Annotated in this window: 15 protein-coding genes and 1 tRNA gene; 13 read left to right on the forward strand and 3 right to left on the reverse strand. The window is 72.6% G+C overall.

All coding sequences use genetic code 11. The annotated features are described in order from the left end of the window. The first annotated feature begins 12 nt into the window (after nucleotides 1–12). On the forward strand, nucleotides 13–1,002 hold the full coding sequence (locus ACFVYI_RS06705) for an ABC transporter substrate-binding protein (protein WP_387882059.1): 990 nt from the start codon (nucleotides 13–15) through the stop codon (nucleotides 1,000–1,002). Nucleotides 1,003–1,095: 93 nt separating this feature from the next. Then, a complete protein-coding gene (locus ACFVYI_RS06710) occupies nucleotides 1,096–2,313 on the forward strand; it encodes a serine/threonine-protein kinase (RefSeq protein WP_387882060.1) in 1,218 nt (405 codons plus the stop codon). Here ACFVYI_RS06710 and ACFVYI_RS06715 read toward each other — a convergent pair. Continuing rightward, nucleotides 2,269–2,970: an MBL fold metallo-hydrolase gene (locus ACFVYI_RS06715; protein ID WP_387882061.1), complete on the reverse strand. Its 702-nt coding sequence runs from the start codon at nucleotides 2,968–2,970 to the stop codon at nucleotides 2,269–2,271. The two genes, ACFVYI_RS06710 and ACFVYI_RS06715, sit on opposite strands and share 45 nt — an antisense overlap. Before the next feature lie 293 nt (nucleotides 2,971–3,263). Between ACFVYI_RS06715 and ACFVYI_RS06720 the strand changes: the two genes are divergently transcribed. Beyond that, nucleotides 3,264–4,115, forward strand: coding sequence for a fumarylacetoacetate hydrolase family protein (locus ACFVYI_RS06720; protein ID WP_387882062.1), 852 nt, complete (start codon nucleotides 3,264–3,266; stop codon nucleotides 4,113–4,115). A gap of 89 nt (nucleotides 4,116–4,204) precedes the next feature. Here the strand turns inward: ACFVYI_RS06720 and ACFVYI_RS06725 are convergent, their stop codons facing one another. Next, on the reverse strand, nucleotides 4,205–4,939 hold the full coding sequence (locus tag ACFVYI_RS06725) for a TetR/AcrR family transcriptional regulator (protein ID WP_387882063.1): 735 nt from the start codon (nucleotides 4,937–4,939) through the stop codon (nucleotides 4,205–4,207). 166 nt (nucleotides 4,940–5,105) lie between these two features. On the opposite strand from ACFVYI_RS06725, the gene ACFVYI_RS06730 reads away from it, so the two are divergent. The 6 genes from ACFVYI_RS06730 (at nucleotide 5,106) to ACFVYI_RS06755 (ending at nucleotide 12,581) form a co-directional block, all read left to right on the forward strand. Further along, nucleotides 5,106–5,795, forward strand: a complete 690-nt coding sequence (locus tag ACFVYI_RS06730; protein WP_387882064.1) for a rhomboid-like protein — start codon at nucleotides 5,106–5,108, stop codon at nucleotides 5,793–5,795. Between the two features lie 64 nt (nucleotides 5,796–5,859). Beyond that, entirely contained in the window at nucleotides 5,860–7,563 is a 1,704-nt protein-coding gene (locus tag ACFVYI_RS06735; RefSeq protein WP_387882065.1) for a DUF885 domain-containing protein, read from the forward strand. 359 nt (nucleotides 7,564–7,922) lie between these two features. After that, a complete protein-coding gene (locus ACFVYI_RS06740) occupies nucleotides 7,923–9,455 on the forward strand; it encodes an MFS transporter (protein WP_387882185.1) in 1,533 nt (510 codons plus the stop codon). Nucleotides 9,456–9,566: 111 nt separating this feature from the next. Beyond that, complete coding sequence (locus ACFVYI_RS06745; RefSeq protein ID WP_387882066.1) at nucleotides 9,567–10,484, forward strand: carbohydrate kinase family protein; 918 nt, start codon at nucleotides 9,567–9,569, stop codon at nucleotides 10,482–10,484. Between the two features lie 186 nt (nucleotides 10,485–10,670). After that, nucleotides 10,671–11,660 (forward strand): trypsin-like serine peptidase, encoded by a 990-nt coding sequence (locus tag ACFVYI_RS06750; protein ID WP_387882067.1) that lies wholly within the window; start codon nucleotides 10,671–10,673, stop codon nucleotides 11,658–11,660. A gap of 84 nt (nucleotides 11,661–11,744) precedes the next feature. After that, a complete protein-coding gene (locus tag ACFVYI_RS06755; protein ID WP_387882068.1) occupies nucleotides 11,745–12,581 on the forward strand; it encodes a hypothetical protein in 837 nt (278 codons plus the stop codon). Between the two features lie 168 nt (nucleotides 12,582–12,749). On the opposite strand, the gene ACFVYI_RS06760 is transcribed toward ACFVYI_RS06755, so the two are convergent. Further along, nucleotides 12,750–12,821, reverse strand: a tRNA-Arg gene (locus ACFVYI_RS06760). Between the two features lie 157 nt (nucleotides 12,822–12,978). Here ACFVYI_RS06760 and ACFVYI_RS06765 point away from each other — a divergent pair. The 4 genes from ACFVYI_RS06765 to ACFVYI_RS06780 all read left to right on the forward strand — a co-directional run bounded on the left by ACFVYI_RS06765 (nucleotide 12,979) and on the right by ACFVYI_RS06780 (nucleotide 18,044). Further along, nucleotides 12,979–13,407: a response regulator gene (locus ACFVYI_RS06765; RefSeq protein WP_387882069.1), complete on the forward strand. Its 429-nt coding sequence runs from the start codon at nucleotides 12,979–12,981 to the stop codon at nucleotides 13,405–13,407. A gap of 73 nt (nucleotides 13,408–13,480) precedes the next feature. Next, nucleotides 13,481–15,136 carry an arginine--tRNA ligase gene (gene argS / locus ACFVYI_RS06770; protein ID WP_387882070.1) on the forward strand — a complete coding sequence of 552 codons (1,656 nt, stop codon included), beginning with the start codon at nucleotides 13,481–13,483 and terminating at the stop codon, nucleotides 15,134–15,136. A gap of 87 nt (nucleotides 15,137–15,223) precedes the next feature. Beyond that, nucleotides 15,224–16,615, forward strand: coding sequence for a diaminopimelate decarboxylase (lysA, locus tag ACFVYI_RS06775; RefSeq protein ID WP_387882071.1), 1,392 nt, complete (start codon nucleotides 15,224–15,226; stop codon nucleotides 16,613–16,615). Nucleotides 16,616–16,751: 136 nt separating this feature from the next. Further along, a complete protein-coding gene (locus tag ACFVYI_RS06780) occupies nucleotides 16,752–18,044 on the forward strand; it encodes a homoserine dehydrogenase (RefSeq protein WP_387882072.1) in 1,293 nt (430 codons plus the stop codon). The last annotated feature ends 7 nt before the right edge of the window (nucleotides 18,045–18,051 follow it).

An 18,051-nucleotide genomic window follows, 5' to 3' on the forward strand; every position in this document is an offset into this window, starting at 1 on the left:
AGGAGTTCCGCCATGTCCCTACCCCGTCGCGCCCTCGTGACCGCCGCCGCCGCGCTCGCCGCCACCCTCACCCTGGCCGCCTGCGGCAGCTCCACGGACGCCTCCGCGGAACTCGCTCCCGCCAAGGGCAGCACCGCGCCGAACGGCATCACCGTGAACCTGACGCCGAATCAGAACCGCATCACCACGCCCAAGGTGGACGCCCTCGCGGCGCTGGTTCCGGAGGAGGTCAGAAAGAGAGGGACGCTGACGGTCGCCACTTCACTGGGTACCACGCCCCCGCTGGACTTCTACGCGAACGACGACAAGACCATCATCGGCGTCGAGCCCGACATCACCGAACTGGTCGGCAATGTCCTCGGTCTGAAGGTGGAGTTCAACCCGGTCTCCTGGGAGAACGTCTTCGTCGGCCTGGACAGCGGCAAGTTCGACGTCGGCATGACCAACATCACCGTCACCGAGGCCCGCAAGGAGAAGTACGACTTCGCCACCTACCGGCTGGACATCCTCGGCTTCGAGGCCAAGAAGGGCACCGGCTGGAAGGTCGCCGGCCCCAAGGACGTCGCGGGCAAGACGATCGCCGTCTCCTCCGGCACCAACCAGGAGAAGCTGCTGATCGGCTGGAGCGAGGAGAACGTCAAGAACGGCCTCAAGCCGGTCGACATCAAGTACTTCCAGAGCTCCTCGGACTACTACCTGGCCCTGTCCTCCGGCCGGATCGACGCCTATGTCGGCCCCAACCCCAGCCTGGCCTTCCACGCCGTGCAGACCGGCGAGACCGAGGTGGTCGGCACCTACTCCGGCGGCGGCGCGGACGTCCTCGGGAAGATCGCGGCGACCACCAAGAAGGACAGCGGGCTGGTCCAGGCGCTGAACGGCGCGATCAACGAGATCATCAAGAACGGCACCTACGGCCAGGCGCTGAAGCGCTGGGGGCTCGACGGCGAGGCCGTCCAGACCTCCGAGATCAACCCGCCCGGGCTGCCCAAGCCCAAGCCGTAGTCCGTTCACCCTCATGTCCTCCCCCAGCGCTATGGTGGCCCCGGTCACGGTGGACGCGGTTCGAATCCGGCGTACTCGGGGGTTGGGGGAGACATGAGGGCTGGGGAGGTGCTGGACGGGCGCTACCGGCTGGACCGGATGCTCGGCCAGGGCGGCTTCGGCGTGGTCTGGGCGGCCTACGACAGCAACATCGGGCGGCCGGTCGCGGTCAAGGTCCTCTCCGAGGAGAAGGCGAGCGACGAGGAGGCGGTCGCACGCTTCATCCGCGAGGCGAAGACCGCCGGCAGCCTGTCCAATCCGCACATCGTCACGCTGCACGACTACGGCCGGGTCCAGCAGGGCGCCTGGTCCACCCACTACCTGGTGATGGAGCTGGTCCGCGGTCGCCCGCTGTCCGCGGTGATCAAGGAGGGCGCGCCCGACCCGGTGCTCGCGCTGAAGTGGGTCCGGCAGGTCTGCAAGGCGCTCGACGCCGCCCACCGCTCGGGCGTGGTGCACCGGGACATCAAGCCCGAGAACATCATGATCGCCGAGAGCGGCGAGGCCAAGGTGCTGGACTTCGGCATCGCCCGGCTCCTCACCCAGTCGGGCGGCGGGCTCACCTCCACCGGCGTCGTCATCGGCACCCCGCCCTACCTGGCACCGGAGTGCTGGGCCGGCGACGCCATCGACGGCCGGGCCGACCTCTACGCGCTCGGTGTGGTGCTCTTCCAACTCTGCACCGGACAGCGGCCGTTCAATGCCGGAACGCCGGCCACCATGATGTACCAGCATCTGAACGACCCGCCGCCGCCGGTTCGCACCCCCTACCCGGCGCTCGCCGCCCTGGTCCGCCAGATGCTCGCCAAGAACCCGGCCGACCGGCCCGCCGACGCCGCCGAGGTCCGCCGCCGGCTGCGCGACATCCCGGTCGGCCAGGCCGCCCCGGCCACGCCGCCCGAACCGCCCGAGGCGCTGCGACTGCGGGCCGACCGGGCCTGGGAGTACGGCGTCGAGGGCCGGCCCGAGGAGGCCGTCCGGATGCTGACCGAGCTGATCCCGCGGCTCGCCCGCAGCTTCGGCCCGGCGGACCTCCGCACCCTGCGCACCTGCCACGACCTCGCCCTCTGGCTGGCCCGCGGCGGCAGCCCGGGCGCCGGCGCCGCGCTGCTGCGCGAGCTGGCCCCGGCCCTGATCGGCGAGCCGCGGGCGCACGCCGACGTCCTGCGCGACCTGGACCGCTGGGAGCGCGAGCGCGACGGGGCCGGCCCCGGTCCGGCCCGGGCGCTATCCCTGGACCAGCTCCTCGGCGGCGGCCCGCAGCGCGGCTGACGCCCCGGTGGCGATCGGGTCGCCGTGCCCGAACACCGCCGTCTCCACCGGCAGTTCGGCGAGTCGGCGCAGGGCGTCGGCGGCCCGCGCCGGGTCGGTGTTGAAGACGCCGAGCATCGTCCGCCCGCCGACGTTGGCCACCGCGTCCCCGGTGAACAGCACGCCGGGGGCGGGCAGGTGTATCGCGATGCTGCCGTCGGTGTGCCCGGGGACGTGCACCACCACGGCGCCCCCGCCGAAGTCGAGCCGGTCGCCGTCCTCCACCTCGCGGTGCACCTCGCACGGCGGGGCCGGCGGCAGTGGCGGCAGCCCGTCCCACAGCTCCTGTTCGAACGGGCTCAGCACCGGCGGCGCCGCGGCCCGCTCGCCCCGGATCACCGGGGCGTCCAGCCGGTGCGCCACCACCTCGGTGCCCCAGCGCCTCGCCAGCTCGGCCGCCGAGCCGGCGTGGTCCTGGTGGTGATGGGTGAGCACCACGGTCCGCAGCGCGGCCGGATCCGCCCCGGCCGCGCGGACGGCCGCCTCGACGGCGTCGGCCGACCCGGCGATCCCGGTGTCCACCAGGGTCAGGGCGCCGTCCCCGTCCCGCCAGAGGTAGGCGGTACCGAAGTCAAGTGTGATCATGTACAACTCGGGTCGTACCCGCGTGAGCTCCATGGCGTCGATCCTGCGCGTCCGCCCCGCCGTTCACGCGCGTGTTCGCCCTGGGCACGGGGCCGTTCGCCCACGGCGGAGGCCTGCGCCGGGCGCGCCGCCCGGGCCGGCCGGGGCTGTCAACCGTACGGGCACCTGATTCGGCGGCGCCCCGTCTTGTGGGAATTGATAGGAATTCGCCGAGCTGGACTGTCTGGTTCGCAGGCGGCAGACGTTGATATACCTCGGAACAAGAGTCCGGTGCGGTGTGTGCGGCCGCTCCGGCGAGCTGAGACGAAAGTGGTGGTGACGCTCAGATGAAGCTCCTCCGTGTCGGACCGCCGGGCGCCGAGCGTCCGGTCGCGCTGGGCCAGGACGGCACCGCGTACGACCTCTCCGGACGGGCCCGGGACATCGACGGCGCCTTCCTGTCCGGGCTCGACCCGGACGCGCTGGCCCGTGACGCGGCCGCCGGCCTGCTGCCGGTGACCGACATCGCCGGGCAGCGGGTCGGTGCTCCGGTCGTACGGCCGGGCAAGGTGGTCGGGATCGGGCTCAACTACCGGGACCACGCCGTCGAGGCCGGCGCCGCGATCCCGGACGAGCCGGTGATCTTCCTCAAGCCCAGCAACACCGTGGTCGGCCCTTACGACGAGGTGCTGGTGCCCCGTGGCGGCGAGAAGACCGACTACGAGGCCGAGCTGGCGATCGTGATCGGTCGCACGGCCCGGTACCTGGCCGGCCACCGGGAGGCGGCGGAGGTCATCGCCGGCTACACGATCGCCAACGACGTCACCGAGCGGGCCTTCCAGTTCGAGCGCGGCGGCCAGTGGGACAAGGGCAAGTCGGCGGAGACCTTCACCCCGCTCGGCCCCTGGCTGGTCACCGCCGACGAGGTCGCCGACCCGCAGCGGCTGCCGCTGCGCCTGTGGGTCAACGGCGAGCTGCGGCAGGACGGCTCCACCGCGCAGATGATCTTCCCGGTGCTGGAGATCGTCCGGTACGTCAGCCAGTTCATGGTGCTGGAGCCGGGCGACGTGATCGTCACCGGCACTCCGGCCGGCGTCACCCTGGGGCACCCGGGCACCCCGTTCCTGACCCCCGGGGACATCGTGGAGATCGAGATCGACGGGCTGGGCCGCCAGCGCCAGGTGCTCGGCAAGGCCTGACGCCCGGGCGGCCCGATCCGACCCCGGGCACGGGGGTCGGATCGGGTCCTCGGAGACCGGTCGGGGCCCGCCCGGCGCGCGCCCGCGCCTCAGCCGCCGAGCACGTCCCGCAGCCGCGCGGCCCGCGGCGCGTCCGGTCCCTCCAGCGCCAGCAGCGTGCTCAGGACCTGCGCCGTCTGCGGATCGTGCAGCGCCGTCGCCGCGGCCATCGCCATGAACTGGTCCACCAGCCACTCCCGCAGCTCGCCCACCGGCAGGACCCGGCCCTCGTCCAGCCAGGTCAGCGAGGCGCCCTCGACCACCGCGATCCACGAGCGCACCAGCAGCGTCAGCAGCGGCCCGGCCTCGCGGACGCCGAGGTGGCGCAGGGTCCGCTTGAGCGCCGCCCGCCGGACGTCGTCCACGATCGCCGAGGTGCGCTGCGTCTCCACCACCGAGCCGCCGCGCAGCAGGGCCGAGTACCCGGCGTCGTGCTCGGCCACGAAGGCGAAGTAGCTCTCCAGCACGGCGGCCAGCTGCTCGGTCGGGGTGCCGGCCAGCGGCACCGTGAACCGGCTGGTGAGCTCCTGCGCCGCGGTGCGCAGCGCGGCCTCGTACAACTGCTGCTTGCCGCCCGCGAAGTACCGGTACACCAGCGGCCGCGAGGCCCCGGCGGCCTCCGCCACGTCGTCCAGGCTCACCTCGTCCGGTGGCCGCGAGGCGAACAGCTCCAGCGCCACCGCGATCAGCTGCTCCCGTCGCTGCTGCACCGGCAGCCGCCGGTACCCGCTACGCCGCGGACGGGCCTCGGGGGAGGGTGGGACGGGCGCTGAGCTGGCTTCCATGGCGGTCAGCGTAATGGGCTCCGGTCCGATCGGATCCTTGCCTGCACCGATCTTCCCGAACGGATGTTTGTGGCCGGGCCGGCCCGCCACCGGCGGGTCAGCGGCCTCGCGGCGGGCCGGCCGCCGACGATGGGACGGACGTCGCCGCTTCGAGGAGGACCGTCGGATGGCGTGGGCAGAGCAGTGGACGGCCGTCGTGCGCCGGGTGCCGGGAGCGGTCCTGGGGTGGGTCCGGTCGGCGCCCGGGACGTACCTGTGGCTGCTGCTCCTGGCGGTCACCAGCTTCGTGGTGGCGCGGATGGACCCGGCGAACCTGGACTGGTTCCTGGCCGCCCGCTCGACCAACCTGGACAACCTGCGCGAGGACCCGCTGCACGTCCTGGTGGCGAGCGCGCTCTGGACGGAGCAGTCGAGCTTCCTCCTCTACTTCGTGCTGTTCAACCTCTTCCACGCCAACGCCGAGCGCTGGCTGGGCACCTTGCGCTGGTTCACGGTGGCCGCCACCGCGCACGTGCTGGCCACCTTCGTCAGCGAGGGGGTGGTCGCCCGGGGCATCCTGAGCGGCCGCCTGCAGGAGAGCCTGTCCGCCGTGGTGGACGTCGGCGTCTCGTACGCGCTGGGCGGGGTGGTCGCCGTGCTGACGTACCGCTTCGCCGGCCGCTGGCGCCTGCTGTACGGGGGCGGCGTGCTGCTCTTCTACCTGGTGCCGCTGGTCACTTCGCACACCTTCACGGACCTCGGACACTTCTGCGCGGCGCTGATCGGCCTCTGCTTCTTCCGGTTCGCGCGGGGCCGGCCCACCTGGGATCCGGGCCTGCTGTTCAGGCGTCGGCGCGAGCGCCGGGCGGGTGCCTGAAATGGCCGGTCCATGCCACAGGGTAGGGGCTTGCAATCGGCTCGGGCCGCGAAATGATGTCCGGATGGTTGAAGAACTGATCAGCTCCGACGGCACCACCCCGCGCCGCATTGCCGATGACTACGTGCAGGCCCTTGCCGAACTCGACCCGCTGACCGCGGTGTACCTGGGGCTCAACCTCGACGACGACCGCCTCCCCGACCTCTCCCCGGCCGGTGACGAGGCGCTCGCCGAACTCGGCCGCCGCACGCTCGCCCGGCTCACGGACGCGGAGCGGGCCGGAGCCGCCGAGGACGAGGCCGAGCGCCGCTGCGCCCGGCTGCTGCGTGAGCGGCTCACCGCCGGACTCGCCGTCCACGACGCGGGGGAGGGCTTCCGCGCGGTTCGCAACCTGGGCTCGCCGGTCCACCACGTGCGTGAGGTCTTCACCCTGATGCCCGCCGACACCGAGCAGCAGTGGGAGGTGATCGGCCGTCGGCTGGCCCGGGTGCCCGTCGCGCTGGAGCAGTACCGGGAGACCCTCGCCGCGGGCGTCGAGCGGGGCCTGCTCTCCGGGCCCCGCCAGGTGGCCACCGTGGTCGAGCAGCTCGGCGAGTGGCTGGAGGGGGACGAGGCCGGCTGGTTCGGCGCGTTCGTCCGGCAGGCACCCGAGGGTCTGCGCACCGGCCTGGCCGAGCCCGCCGCGGCCGCCGCCGACGCGGTGGCCGGCCTGCGCGACTGGCTGCGCGACGTCTACGGCCCGGCCGCCGCCGACACCCCCGACACCACCGGGCGCGAGCGCTACGGCCGCTGGGTGCGCTACTGGACGGGCGCCGACCTCGACCTGGACGAGGCGTACGGCTGGGCCTGGCAGGAGTTCCACGGCCTGCTCGCGCAGATGGAGGCGGAGGCCGAGAAGGTGCTCCCCGGCTCCACCCCGATGGAGGCGATGAAGTGGCTGGAGGACGAGGGCCCGGCCGTCCAGGGCGCCGAGCCCGCGCGTGACTACCTCCAGGGGCTGATGGACGGGGCGATCCGCGACCTCCAGGGCACCCACTTCGACCTGGCCGAGCCGGTCACCCGGGTCGAGTCGAGGATCGCCCCGGCCGGCAGCGCCGCCGCGCCGTACTACACCTCCCCCTCGCTGGACTTCAGCCGCCCGGGGCGGACCTGGCTGCCGACCATCGGCCGGGAGCGCTTCCCGGTCTGGGACCTCGTCTCCACCTGGTACCACGAGGGCGTTCCCGGCCACCACCTCCAGCTCGCGCAGTGGAACTTCGTCGCCGACCGGCTCTCCACCTACCAGGTCAGCATCGGCGGGGTGAGCGCCAACGTGGAGGGCTGGGCGCTGTACGCCGAGCGTCTGATGGACGAGCTCGGCTACCTCACCGACCCGGGCCACCGGCTCGGCTACCTCAACGCCCAGATGATGCGCGCGCTGCGGGTGATCGTCGACATCGGCATGCACGTCGGGCTGGACTTCCCCGCCGACTCCCCGTACCGGCCGGGCGAGCCCGTCCTGCCGGCCGCGGCCCGGGAGTTCTTCGGCCGGTACTGCGGGCTGTCGGCGGAGGTCCTGGACAGCGAGCTGGTCCGCTACCTGGGCATGCCCGGCCAGGCGATCGGCTACAAGCTGGGCGAGCGGGCCTGGCTGCGCGGCCGGGCGGCGGCCCGCGCGGCGCACGAGGCGCGCGGCGAGGAGTTCGACCTCAAGGCCTGGCACATGGCGGCGCTCTCGCAGGGCTCGCTGGGCCTGGACGACCTGGTCGCGGAGCTGGCCGCGCTGTAGCGGTGCCGGTGCCGGCGTCCTTGTCGGTACCGGAATCGGCCTGCGGCGGACGGCGTCGTGGCGGGCCCCCGGGTGGCACGGGCACCCGGGGGTCCGCGCGTCGTCGCGGCTGCTCCGCCGGGCGCTCCGCACCCCCGGTGGTCCGCGCCCCGGCCGTCCGCGGCCGCCGGTGGTCCCGGTCCTGTGGTCCCCGTCCTGTGGTCCCGGAGCCATGGTTCATTGGTCCCAATTCGTACGATTTGGTGAGCTTTTTCCTTGCCATTCGCCGCGCGGCGCGTTTGGCTTGAAGGCGACTGCGTGACCTCTCCGAACCCCTGCGGAAGGCTCCCCCAGTGTCTGCCCAACCTGCCACCGGACATATGGCGGCGGACAGTCGTCGCTGGTGGGCATTGGCGGTCATCGCCATCGCCCAGCTGATGATCGTCCTCGACATCACCATCGTGAACATCGCCCTGCCCTCGGCCCAGAAGGACCTCGGGATCTCCGACGCCAACCGGCAGTGGGTGATCACCGCCTACACGCTGGCCTTCGGTGGCCTGCTGCTCCTCGGCGGCCGGCTCGGCGACCTCTTCGGCCGCAAACGCGTCTTCATCATCGGTCTGCTCGGCTTCGCCCTCGCCTCCGCGATCGGCGGCGGCGCCACCGGCCCGACCATGCTGTTCGCGGCCCGCGCCCTCCAGGGCGCCTTCGGCGCACTTCTCGCCCCGTCGGCGCTGGGTCTGCTCTCCACCACCTTCAGCGATCCACGGGAACGCAGTACGGCGTTCGGCATCTTCGGTGCGATCGCCGGCGGTGGTGCCGCGATCGGCCTGCTCCTGGGCGGCCTGCTGACCGAGTACCTGAACTGGCGCTGGTGCCTGTTCGTGAACACCCCGATCGCCATCGCGACGGCCTTCGCCGCCTTCTCCATCCTCACGTCGGACCACGTCGCCAAGGGCCGCCGGGTCAAGCTCGACCTGCCCGGTGCGTTCCTGGGCTGCGGCGGCCTGCTCGCCATCGTCTTCGGCACGTCCGAGGCGGTGAGCCGGGGCTGGGTCGACTGGCTGGTGCTGGGCTCGCTGCTGCTCGGCGCGGCCCTGCTGGTGGTCTTCGTCCTGGTGGAGCGGCGCACCGAGCACGCGTTGCTGCCACTGCACATCGTGGGCGAGCGCAACCGCGGCGGCGCCGCGCTCTCGGTCGGCCTGGCCATGGTCGGCATGTTCGGCCTGTTCCTGTTCCTCACCTACTACCTGCAGGTGATCAAACACTTCTCGCCGGTGATGTCCGGCGTCTCCTTCCTGCCGATGACGGCCGCCATCGTGATCAGTTCGACCGGCTTCGCGGCCCGGCTGATGACCAGGGTGCCGTCGCGCAACCTGATCGGGCCCGGGCTGCTGCTGGCCGCGGCCGCCATGGCCTGGCTGACCCAGATGAAGGTGGACAGCCCGTGGGCCGGCATGGTGCTGCCCGCCGAACTGCTGCTCGGCTTCGGGATGGGCCTGGTGTTCATGCCGGCGATGAGCCTGGCCACCCTGGGTGTCGCCCCGAACGAGGCCGGCGCCGCCTCGGCCACCATCAACTCGGCCCAGCAGGTGGGCGGTTCCGTCGGTACCGCGCTGCTGAACACGATCGCGGCCAGTGCCACCGCGACCTATCTGGCCACCCGGATCGCCGGCAATCCCGAGGTGCAGGCCCAGGGCGCCGTGCACGGGTACGTGGTCGCCACCTGGGTGGCGATGGGCATCCTGCTGGCGGCGGCGTTGATCGCCTTCCTGATGATCAACCACCGCCCGGCGCCCGGCGAAGCCACCGGGGAGGACGTATCCGGGGCCGCGCCGGCCGCGGCGGGCGCGGCGGGCGCGCAGACGGGCGCGGGGGCGGTGACGCCGAGCGGGAGGCAGCGAGCCTCCTGACCCCCGACTCCCGCCCCCCCCGAAACCTGAAACTTGCCGCAAAGTCTTGCAGTCAACCTCCGGCGCCTGCTTGACTCCTGGCCACCACCAGGGAGTCAAGGAGGCGCCGCCGTGTCGGAGTCCGAGCCGTCCGGGCCCACGTTCGACCTGCTCGTCGTCGGCGGGGCCGGTGTCGACACCGTCGTCCGGGTCGACCGACTGGAAGTCCCGGACGCCGACTCGCGGTACGTGGGGCCCGTGCGCGACTACGTCGCCCACACCGGCAACGGCGTCGCCCTCGGCGCCCACCACCTCGGCCTGCGCACGGCCTTCCTCGACTACCTCGGGGACGATCCGCAGGCCGAGCTGATCCTCGCCGAGTACGCCCGCCAGGGGCTGCCGTTCGCGCACCTGGTCTCACCGCACGGCACCCCGCGCGCGGTCAACCTGGTCGACGCCGCCGGTCGCCGCTTCTCCTTCTTCGACGGCCGCCACCCCGCCGACCTGCGCCTGCCGCGCGCGTTCTACCTGCCGTACGTGGAGCGCAGCCGGCACGTCCACCTCTCCATCAGCGGCCACAACCGCGACATGTACCCGGACCTCCAGCGGCTCGGCCGCACCAGCTCCACCGACCTGCACGACTGGGACGGCCGCAACCCCCACCACCGGGACTACGCGCTCGGCTCCGACCTGGTCTTCCTCTCCGTGGCCGGCTGCCGGGGCCGCCACGCGGAGGTGATGGACGCGATCCTCGCCGAGGGCCGGGCCACCGTCGTGGTCGCCACCGCGGGCGCCGAGGGCTGCTACCTGCTCACCCGGGACGCCCCGCTCCGACACCTGCCCGCCGTCGACCCGGGCCGTCCGGTCGTCGACACCAACGGTGCCGGCGACGCCTTCGTCACCGGGTTCCTCTACGCCTGGTTCCGCGGCCGCCCGCCGGTGGACTGCGTCCGCGCGGGCTCGGTGGCCGGGGCGTTCGCCTGCACCACGGCGGGGACGCACACCGCGTTCGTCACCCCGGGCGACCTGGCCCCGGTCCTGGCGGGCTGACGGGTACGGGGGCGGCGGATCCGGAGCGGGGTTCGGGGCGGCGGGATCGGGTGCCGGGGCCGGGGCGGCGGGCTCCGACGGCGGATTTCTCATCCACCTCCCAGCCGGGCATCACAGCCCTCCCAGCTCCCTGGGCCATAGTCGGACCGAACTCGCACCGACATCCAGGTCAGGAGCCGACCAGGTATGGGCCAGCACCGCCGCCGACCGCCCCGACGCCGCTTTCTGGCCCCCACCCTCCTCACCATGCTCTCGGTGCTCACCGTGGCGGCGGTCGTCGCGGGCGCGCACAGCGTGACCTCGGAGGCGACGGCGGCCGGCAGCCCGTCGGTGACCGCCCCGGCGGTCGCCGCGTCGTCCGCGCCGCCCTCGGCCGTGCCCTCGCCGGCGGACGCCGCGGTCCGGGCGGCGGCCGCCGCCACCGGGACCCCGGCCGCCGGCGCCGCTCCCACCGACCAGGCCACCGACGCTGCCACGGATCCGGCCCCCGCCACCGCGACGGCCCCCGCCGCCACGCCCTCGGTCGCCCTCGGCACCACGGCGGTGGCCCCGGCCACCCCCGAATCCGCCACCGTCGGCGCCCTGTTCAGCGGCGGGGTCGCGGCCGGCAACCACTTCTGCACCGCGAGCGTGCTGCACAGCACGACCGGCAACCTGCTGCTCACCGCCGCCCACTGCCTGAGCGGCACCGCCGGCGTGACCTTCGCGCCCGGCTACCGCGACGGCACGGCCCCGTACGGCACCTGGCGGGTCACCGCGATCCACACCGCCACCGGCTGGTCCCGGGACGGCGACCAGGACGAGGACTTCGCCGTCCTGGAGACCGCCTCCAACGGCGGCCGCAGGATCGAGGACGTGGTCGGCGCCAACCAGCTCGGCACCGACGAGCCCTTCGGCGCCACCGTCCGCCTCTACGGCTACCCCGGCGGCGCCGAGGCGCCGATCCTGTGCACCAACACCACCGGCCGCCAGGGCACCTACCAGCGCGTCGTCGACTGCCCCGACTACCCCGGCGGCACCAGCGGCGGGCCGTGGATCAGCACCACCACCGGCCACGTGGTCGGCGCCATCGGCGGCTACCAGCAGGGCGGCGACGGCCCCGACACCTCCTACAGCGCCTACTTCGACCACACCATCGCCGCCCTCTACGAGGAAGCGGTGGAATCGGCCTCCTGAGCGAGATCGGGGCACTGGTTCGATCGCTGTTCCGGTACGTGAAAAACTCTCCGTCGACGATCCAACCCACCGGAGAGCCCACTCGTGACCACTTCCCGTACCACCGCCCTGACGATCGCTGCGACGGCCCTGGCCCTCGTCACCGTGGCGGGGTGCAACGACGACACCGGTTCGGCCGCCCAGCCGGCTCCGACCTCTGCCGCCTCCTCCTCCCCGACCGCCTCCGCGGCGGCCACCACCGCGGCCACCTCGCCGGCGGCCACCTCCGCCGCCCCCACGACCCCGGCCGCCGCGACGCCCGCCGACGGCGCGTTCGACCCCGAGAAGGCCCTGGCCGGGGCCGACAAGGCGCCGTACGCCGTGTCCACGACCATGACGACCGAGAGCGGCGGGGTGACGCTGTCGACCGTGAAGGGCCGCAACAACCTCAACGCCGCCTGGACCGGCCGCATGGAGATGCGCACCACCGCCCCCGGCGTGGCCGAGCCGATCCTGTGGATCGAGAGCCTGACGACGGAGAACGCCAGCTACATGCGCGACCTCTCCACGCCGGGCGACGAGTGGGTCAAGATGCCGCGCTCCACCGACAACGCGGCCACCGACTACACCGACTACGCCAAGCTGCTGCTGGCCTCCGGCCCCGGCGCCCGCAAGGGCATGGAGACGCGCAACGGCGTCGCCGCCTACCACCTCGCGGGTCACATCGACATCGAGCAGCTGAGCACCATCGACCCGCGGACGTACAAGTCGATGAAGGCGAAGGGCACCGCCGGCTTCGACTTCGACCAGTGGATCGACGCCAAGGGCCGCACCGTCTACGTCGAGCAGCAGGTCGAGATGAAGGGCGTGAAGGCGGTCAACAAGGTGACCTTCTCCGACTTCGGCCCGGCCGAGACCTTCGCCGCCCCGATCGCCGGCTGACCACGAGTCGCCCGCGAGCGGACCGCGAGCCGTTCGCGCGCCCGGAGCCGCCGTTCCGTCAGGGGCGGCGGCCCCGGGCCCGCCACCCGACCCGTCGCCGACATGACGAAGGCCCAGATCCGTGGATGAACTCCACTGACCTGGGCCTGTCTTGCACTTCTCGCGAAGTGCCCCCGGCAGGATTCGAACCTGCGCACCCGCCTCCGGAGGGCGGTGCTCTATCCCCTGAGCTACGGGGGCCTGCTTGGTGTTGTCGTCGCGTTCGCTTCGACGTGGAGAACATTACCAGGCCCGCGGCGTGCTCCGTGCACGGGTTTCGGGCACCGGCCCGGTGGCGGGGGAGCGGAAGTCGGGAAAGGCCGGACGGGGCGGCGGGCGCGCCGATACCCTCGGTGAGGTGTCGGGAGTGTCCGGGCGGGTCCTCGTGGTGGACGACAGCGAGGTGATCCGTCAGCTGATCAGGGTCAACCTGGAGCTCGAAGGCTTCGAGGTGGTGACCGCCGCCGACGGCGCCGAGTGCCTGGAGGTGGTCCGCCGGGTGCGGCCGGACGTGGTGACGCTGGACGTCGTGATGCCACGGCTGGACGGCCTGCGGACGGCGGCCCGGTTGCGGGCGGCGCCGGGGACGAGCGGATTGCCGATCGCGATCGTCAGCGCCTGCACGCCGGCCGACCTGGATCTCGGGGACGCGGTCGGGGTGGACGGGTACCTGGGCAAGCCCTTCGACCCGGCGGACCTGGTGGCGCTGGTGTGGCGGTTGATGACCCGGGCGGCGAGGCCCGACGGGTTTCGCCCTGAGCGAACAGAGCGCACGGATCGCGGCTGAGCACGGCGCACGGGCGTCTCAACCGGCAAACCGGGTGGCGAGCGGGTACCCCGTCTCGCCTACGCTTGGCGTCGTGACCCCCGCAGAGCTTTCCCAGGCAGTCCAGGCCGCAGTGAGCGCCGCCGTCGAGGCGGGCGAGCTGGCCGTCGCCGTGCCCGAGCACGTGACGGTCGAGCGGCCCAAGAACAGGGACCACGGCGACTACGCGACCAACGTGGCCCTCCAGCTCGCGAAGCCGGCCGGCAAGCCGCCGCGAGCCGTGGCCGACCTGGTGGCCGCCCGTCTGCGAGAGCTGCCCGGGGTCGCGGGTGTCGACATCGCCGGGCCGGGCTTCCTGAACATCAAGCTCGACGCCGCCACCCAGGGTGAGCTGGCGCGCAGCATCGTCGAGGCGGGCAAGGCCTACGGCCGCAACGAGGCGCTCAAGGGCCTGCGGATCAACCTGGAGTTCGTCTCCGCCAACCCGACCGGCCCGATCCACATCGGCGGCGTCCGCTGGGCCGCCGTCGGCGACTCGCTGGCGCGCGTGCTGCGGGCCTCCGGCGCCGACGTCACCACCGAGTACTACCTGAACGACGCCGGCGTGCAGATCTCCAAGTTCGCCGGCTCGCTGAAGGCCGCCGCGAACGGGCAGCCCGTCCCGGCCGACGGCTACGTCGGCGAGTACATCGTCGACATCGCCAAGGCGATCGTGGACGGCGTCCCGGGCGTGCTCGACCTGCCCGAGGGCGAGCAGCTGCTGGCCTTCCGCACCGAGGGCCTCAAGCTCATGGTGGCGGAGATCCAGCGCTCGATGGAGGAGTTCGGCACCCACTTCGACGTCTGGTTCTCGGAGAAGTCGCTGCACGACTCCGGCGCCGTCGAGAAGGCCATCGAGCGGCTGCGCGAGCAGGGCCACGTCTTCGACCAGGACGGCGCGATCTGGCTGCGCACCACCGACTTCGGTGACGACAAGGACCGCGTCCTGATCAAGGCGGACGGCGAGACCACCTACTTCGCCGCCGACGCCGCCTACTACCTCTCCAAGCGCGACCGCGGCTCCGAGGTCTCGCTGTACATGCTGGGCGCGGACCACCACGGCTACGTCAACCGCCTCAAGGCCATCTCGGCCTGCGCGGGCGACGACATGGACCGCAACATCGAGATCAAGATCGGCCAGTTCGTGAAGATGCTTCGCGACGGCGAAGAGGTCCGCATGTCCAAGCGGGCCGGCAACATCATCACGATCGACGACGTGGTCGACTGGATCGGCGTGGACGCCGCCCGCTACACCCTGGCGCGCTCCTCCACCGACTCCACCATCACGCTCGACATCAACGTGCTGACCAGCCAGACCAACGAGAACCCGGTCTTCTACGTCCAGTACGCGCACGCCCGGATGAGCTCGGTGCAGCGCAAGGCCGCCGAGCTCGGCATCACCAAGGCGCCGGACTTCAAACCGGAGCTGCTCTCCACCGAGTGGGAGTCCGACCTGCTCGGCCAGCTCGGGGAGTTCCCCCGGGTGCTGGCCAAGGCCGGGGAGCTGCGCGAGCCGCACCACGTCGCGCGCTACCTGGAGGACGTCGCCCGCGACTACCACCGGTTCTACGACAACTGCCAGATCCTGCCCAAGGGCGACGAGGAGGTCACGGACCTCACGCACGCCCGGCTCTGGCTCGCCGACGCGACGCGCACGGTGATCGCCAACGGCCTCACGCTCCTGGGCGTGACGGCGCCCGAGCGGATGTAGTACCACCCCCAAGCGCACAGCGGGGGCGGCGGACGGTCAACGAGGACCGTCGCCGCCCCTCGCCATAGGTCTAGGAAGTCAGCAGAGATGAGTCGCTCCGCACACCCCGCAGGCCCCCGTCACGGCGACGTGCTGCCCGAGGGTCACTACCAGGCGCCGCCGAGCGACCTGAACGCGCTCGACCCCAAGGTCTGGTCGAAGACCGTCGCCCGCGGCGCCGACGGCGTGGTCACCGTCGGCGGCCTCGACGTCAAGCGGATCGCCGCCGAGTTCGGCACCCCGGCCTACGTCATGGACGAGGACGACTTCCGCACCCGGGCCCGCGCCTGGCGCGAGGCCTTCGGCACCGACGCGGACGTCTACTACGCGGGCAAGGCCTTCCTCTCCAAGGCGGTCGTGCGCTGGCTGCACGAGGAGGGGCTCAACCTCGACGTCTGCAGCCCGGGCGAGCTGGCGGTGGCGCTGGCCGCCGGGATGCCCGCCGAGCGGATCGCGCTGCACGGCAACAACAAGACCGCCCACGAGCTGGAGCAGGCCGTGAAGGCGGGCGTCGGGCACATCGTGCTGGACTCCTACGAGGAGATCGAGCGGCTGGCCGCGATCGCCGGCCGGCAGGGCGTGCGCCAGCCGGTGCTGATCCGGATCACGGTCGGCGTCGAGGCGCACACCCACGAGTTCATCGCGACCGCCCACGAGGACCAGAAGTTCGGCCTCTCGCTGGGTGGGGGCGCGGCGGCCGAGGCGGTCCGCCGGGTGCTCGGCCACGCCGGCCTGGAGCTGCGCGGCATCCACTCGCACATCGGCTCGCAGATCTTCGACACGGCCGGCTTCGAGGTCGCCGCCCGCCGGGTGGTCGGCCTGCTCGCCCAGATCCGTGACGAACACGGCGTCGAGCTGCCCGAGATCGACCTCGGCGGCGGCCTCGGCATCGCCTACACCAGCGAGGACGACCCGCGCGAGCCGGCCGAGATCGCCGCCGCGCTGGCCGACATCGTCCGCCGCGAGTGCGCCGCCGCGAACCTGAGCGCCCCCCGGCTCTCGGTCGAGCCCGGCCGTGCGATCGTCGGCCCGACGGCCTTCACGCTGTACGAGGTGGGCACCGTCAAGCCGCTGGAGGGCCTGCGCACCTATGTCAGCGTGGACGGCGGCATGTCCGACAACATCCGCACCGCGCTCTACGACGCGGAGTACTCGGTGGCCCTGGTGTCGCGCGACAGCGACGCCGAGCCGATGCTGGTCCGGGTGGTCGGCAAGCACTGCGAGTCCGGCGACATCGTCGTCCGGGACGCCTTCCTGCCGGCCGACCTGACCGCGGGCGACCTGATCGCGGTGCCCGCCACCGGGGCCTACTGCCGCTCGATGGCGAGCAACTACAACCACGCCCTGAAGCCTCCCGTGCTGGCCGTCAAGGACGGCTCGGCCCGGGTGATCGTCCGGCGCGAGACGGAGGAGGATCTCCTGCGTCTCGATATCGGATGACGAAATTCTTGTCTCAGATCATGGAACGACCGTAGATCCGTACGGAAAGTCCCGGAGACTGGTACAGACCGAAGATCCGGCGGACCCCCGAAATACCGCCGGAAACCGAAGCACGAAGAATGCAGAGCGGAGTCGGATGATGCGTACGCGGCCGCTGAAGGTGGCGTTGCTGGGCTGTGGTGTGGTGGGCTCCGAGGTGGCGCGCATCATGACGACGGACGCCGCCGACCTCGCCGCGCGCATCGGCGCGCCGGTCGAGCTCGCCGGTATCGCGGTCCGGAGGGCCGGGCGGGTGCGCCCGGGCGTGCCCGAGCACCTGATCACCACCGATGCCGAGGCCCTGGTCAACCGGGGCGACATCGACGTGGTCATCGAGGTGGTGGGAGGCATCGAGCCCTCCAAACACCTCATCCTGTCGGCGTTCCGGCGCGGCGCCTCGGTGGTCAGCGCCAACAAGGCGCTGCTCGCCAAGGACGGCACCGAGCTGCACGCCGCGGCCGCCGAGGCCGGGGTGGACCTCTACTACGAGGCCGCGGTGGCCGGCGCGATCCCGCTGATCCGCCCGCTGCGCGAGTCCCTCGCCGGCGACAAGGTCAACCGGGTGCTCGGGATCGTCAACGGCACCACCAACTTCATCCTCGACAAGATGGACAGCACCGGTGCCGGCTACTCGGAGGCGCTGGAGGAGGCCACCGCGCTCGGTTACGCCGAGGCGGACCCGACGGCCGACGTGGAGGGCTTCGACGCCGCCGCCAAGGCCGCGATCCTGGCCGGCATCGCGTTCCACACCAAGGTCACCGCGGCGGACGTCTACCGCGAGGGCCTGACCGAGGTGACCGCCGCCGACATCGCCTCCGCCAAGCAGATGGGCTGCGTCGTCAAGCTGCTCGCGATCTGCGAGCGGGCGGCGGACGGCGCGTCCGTCACCGCGCGGGTCCACCCGGCGATGATCCCGCTCTCGCACCCGCTGGCCTCCGTCCGCGAGGCGTACAACGCGGTGTTCGTGGAGGCCGAGGCGGCCGGTCGGCTGATGTTCTACGGCCCGGGCGCGGGCGGCGCGCCGACCGCCTCGGCGGTCCTCGGCGACCTCGTCGCGGTCTGCCGCAACAAGCTCGCCGGCGCCACCGGCCCCGGCGACTCGGTCTACACCCGGCTGCCGGCCAAGCCGATGGACGAGGTCATCACCCGGTACCACGTCAGCCTGGACGTGGACGACCGCGCGGGCGTGCTCGCCCAGGTGGCGTCCACTTTCGCCGAGCACGGGGTCTCCATCGACACCGTGCGCCAGCAGGGCCGCGACGGCGACGCCTCGCTCGTCGTGGTCACCCACCGTGCCACCGACGCCGCGCTGTCGGCGACGGTCGACAAGCTCCGCGCGCTGGACAGCGTGCGGGACGTGGCCAGCATCATGCGGGTCGAAGGGGAGTAGGAAGAGC

Origin of the sequence: Kitasatospora sp. NPDC058218, from assembly GCF_042882445.1 — a bacterium.
Lineage (GTDB): Bacteria > Actinomycetota > Actinomycetes > Streptomycetales > Streptomycetaceae > Kitasatospora.